The following is a 3,355-nucleotide window of genomic DNA, read 5'->3' as shown; positions in this document are numbered from 1 at the left end:
CGCCGCGCCCGCGCCGACCGCCGCCGCCACCCGCCCCGACGCCGTCGGCCACGCCGAAGCCGCGTCCGTCCGTGACGCCCGTGCACTACCCGCGGTACCGCGCGGCCCCGGTCCGGCGGCCCTCCGGCGGTGCCACGTCACCGCTCACCTTCGTCCTGCTCATCACGGTTCCCGCGGTGGTCGCGATCGCCGCGCTGCGTCCGCGCTGAGGCCGGACCGACCCGACCCCTTCTGGAGGCACCTCTTGCCGGAATGGCTTGTTCTCACCCTCGCGATGCTCGCCGCCTGTGTCGTCGTGGTGGTCATCACCCTCGTACGGCACCGCAGGGCGGCCGACGACGAGGACCCCAGTGAGACCCCGGACGTCATCGAGTACATGACGATGTGGATCGGCGTGGTGTACGCCATCGTCCTGGGTCTCGCCATCGCCGGCGTCTGGGAGGGACGCGGCGCCGCCCAGGAGCACGTACGGGCGGAGGCGGTGGCCCTGCACGAGATCTCGGAACGGGTACGGGTCTACCCCGTCGAGGTACGTGACCGCATCCGGGACGATGTCAACGCCTATGTCGGACACGTCGTCACCACCGAGTGGCGGGCCATGGCCGACGACGGACAGGTCACCGGACGCGGCACCGAACTCCTCGACCGCGTCCGCCGGGACGTCACCGACTACGAGCCGCGGACGGACTTCGAGGCGCAGGCCTACCAGCCCCTCGTGGACCAGGTGGCCGCCGCCGACCAGGCGCGCAGCGCGCGGGCCGAGTCGACCGGGGAGACCATGCCGGGCGTGGTGTGGTTCGGGCTGATCAGCGGGGCCGTCATCACCATCGGGATGATCTTCGCGCTGCAGATCCGGCGCACCACCCGGGAGATGGTCCTCGCCGGGCTGTTCTCGGCGCTGATCGCCTTCCTGCTCTTCCTCATCTGGGACTTCGACGCGCCCTTCGGCCGGGGCCTCGCCGCGTCGGCGGACCCGTTCCTGCGGCTCTTCCCGCACATCGAGGGCTGAGACCGCCCTCGGGAGAACGGAGCGGCGCCCCGGATCCCGCGGGATCCGGGGCGAGCGGCGTGCGAACTCGTACGAAACGGCGGCCCGGAGCGGACAGCGGTTCAGATCCGCTTCTCGGCGCGGCGGCGCATCCAGAAGACACCGCTGCCGGCGACCGCGGCGGCCACCAGGGCCCCGCCGATGGCCATGTCGGTCGGGGTCGCCCCGCTGGTGCTGCTGCCGCCGATGCCGCCGCGGACACCGCCGATGACGGTGAAGGCGGCCGGCCGGGTCAGGCTCCGGCCGGAGCAGTGGACCGTGATGTCGTAGGAACCGGGACGGGCGTCGGCGTCGATGGTGGCGGTGCCCTTCGAGGTGTCGTTGGCACCGCTGATGGGCGTCAGGTCGGTCCGGGGGAAGGCGTTGGAGGTCGCCGTGCCGCCGTTGGGGCAGCCGTCGACCGTGATGGTCAGCTGACCGCCGCGGGCGATGACGCTGGGCAGGGCGACGATGTTGGACGGGTTGGGAACCCGGCCGCCGTCCGCGACCGCCGCCGGGGCGGCGAACCCGAGGACGGCGACCGCGGCGCCGGCGGCCGCCAGGGCACGTGAATTGCGCATGTGATCCTCCGCGGAAGACGCCCCGGGTCCCGTTCCCGGTCGATCGGCGAGAAAGCGCCTCCCGGAAAGACCCTCAGTTGCCCTGCGCACGACCGCATTTCGGGAATGGTCCGTACCGGTGAGGCGAACCCCGCGCGGAAAACCGCGGTAGGGGATATCACCGCAGGTCACGGACCGTCAGAAAATCTTCGTCCGGTACCGCCTCGGATGGCGCACCCGGTCGCGCCGGGGCCACCCGTTCGCCGCCGCCCCGTCGCCGGTTGCGCGCACGGCATTTAGCGTTTTCATCATGCGCGAGTGGTACGGCGACGGCCGTGTCGAGAGGGGAAGGCGAATGTCTGCTTTCGAGCCGGACGAAGCCGAATGGGAGGCACGGCGGAAAAAGCGCGCCCCGTGGGGCGTGATAGCGCTGGTTCTGCTCACCGGCCTCGCGCTCATCCGGAACGGTTCGGGGGAGTTCGACGTGGGCCCGCCGCAGCCGGCCGGCGCGGCCGCCGCCGACAGCCGGATGCCCGGCAACATCACGGTCGGCTCCGTGCGGCCGCTGCCGTACGCGGTCCCGGACCGGGTCGTGATCCCGGGGATCCAGGTGGACGCGCCCGTCATTCCGGTGGGCCTGGACGCGGAGGGCTGGGTGGACGCGCCGCCGCCCCAGGACCCCAATCTGGCGGGCTGGTTCACCGGCGCCGTCTCACCGGGCGAGAAGGGCACGGCGGTCGTCGTCGGCCATGTCGACAACGCCCAGGGGCCGGCCGTGTTCTACGGGCTCGGGGCGCTGCAGAAGGGGAACCGCGTCGAGGTCACCCGCAAGGACGGGAGGACCGCCGTGTTCGAGATCTACGGCGTCGAGGTCTTCGCGAAGAACGACTTCCCGGGCGACCGGGTCTACGCCTCCAAGGGGGCGGCGGAGCTGCGGGTCATCACCTGCGGCGGCGGTTTCTCCCAGCAGAACGGCTACGACGGGAACGTGGTCGTCTTCGCCCGCCTGGCCGAGGTCCGCTGAGCGGTCCCGCGTCCGGGCGGGCGGGCCCGCTCAGACGTACTGCCGGCGGGGCACGGTGACGTGGTACCCGGAGTCCAGCAGTTCGGGCAGGTAGGCGCGCAGGGCCCGTACGCTCTGCGAGCGGTCGCCCCCGGCGTCGTGCGAGAGCACCACGACGCCGGGGGCGGCGCCGTCCTCCACCCGCTCGACGATGGTGCGGGTGCCCGGCTCGGTCCAGTCGAGGGTGTCGACCGTCCAGGCCAGCGGTTCCATGCCCAGCTCGGCGCCGAGCCGGAAGGCGGCGCGGTTCCAGGCGCCGTAGGGCGCGCGGAACCACTCGGGGCGTTCGCCGCAGGCCTGCTCGACGATGTCGCTGGTCCGCTCCATCTCGGAGCGGATCCCGGCGCGCCGCAGCCGGGTGAGCAGGGGGTGGGACCAGGTGTGGTTGCCGACCACGTGCCCCTCGTCGGCCATCCGGGCCAGCAGGCCCCGGTTGTGGGCCGCCATCTCCCCGCACACGAAGAACATCGCCCGCACCTCGTACCGGGCCAGGGTGTCGAGGATGTGCGGGGTGTAGCGGGGGTCGGGGCCGTCGTCGAAGCTCAGCACCATGGTGCGGCCGTGTCCGGGCACGCTCAGCAGCGGTTCGCGCCGTACGGGCGTGCTGCCGCGCGGGGTGTGCGGGGGCCCGTAGCCGGTCAGGGGCCGCAGGCGGTACTCGGAGGGCCTGAGCGGGCGGCGGGCCGCCCGGGCGCCGGCGGCCGG

Annotated in this window: 4 protein-coding genes and 1 pseudogene; 3 read left to right on the top strand and 2 right to left on the bottom strand. The window is 73.0% G+C overall.

The annotated features are described in order from the left end of the window. Together B7767_RS47395 and B7767_RS25095 are read left to right on the top strand one after the other, a co-directional pair. Positions 1 to 209 (top strand): annotated as a pseudogene (locus B7767_RS47395) (hypothetical protein); the annotation flags it as partial. A 35-nt stretch (positions 210 to 244) separates the two neighbouring features. Next, entirely contained in the window at positions 245 to 1,009 is a 765-nt protein-coding gene (locus B7767_RS25095; protein WP_085574184.1) for a DUF4239 domain-containing protein, read from the top strand. 101 nt (positions 1,010 to 1,110) lie between these two features. On the opposite strand, the gene B7767_RS25090 is transcribed toward B7767_RS25095, so the two are convergent. Beyond that, positions 1,111 to 1,608 (bottom strand): hypothetical protein, encoded by a 498-nt coding sequence (locus tag B7767_RS25090; protein WP_085574183.1) that lies wholly within the window; start codon positions 1,606 to 1,608, stop codon positions 1,111 to 1,113. A 334-nt stretch (positions 1,609 to 1,942) separates the two neighbouring features. Between B7767_RS25090 and B7767_RS25085 the strand changes: the two genes are divergently transcribed. Then, complete coding sequence (locus tag B7767_RS25085) at positions 1,943 to 2,611, top strand: class F sortase (RefSeq protein ID WP_085574182.1); 669 nt, start codon at positions 1,943 to 1,945, stop codon at positions 2,609 to 2,611. 30 nt (positions 2,612 to 2,641) lie between these two features. Here B7767_RS25085 and B7767_RS25080 read toward each other — a convergent pair. Further along, on the bottom strand, positions 2,642 to 3,355 hold a 714-nt coding region (locus B7767_RS25080; RefSeq protein ID WP_107486307.1), incomplete at its 5' end, for a polysaccharide deacetylase family protein.

The sequence above is a fragment of the Streptomyces sp. 13-12-16 genome (genome assembly GCF_002114215.1).
Taxonomy (GTDB): domain Bacteria; phylum Actinomycetota; class Actinomycetes; order Streptomycetales; family Streptomycetaceae; genus Streptomyces.
The sequence above is the reverse complement of the archived record's forward strand: the minus strand, read 5'-3'. Positions and strand labels throughout refer to the sequence as shown.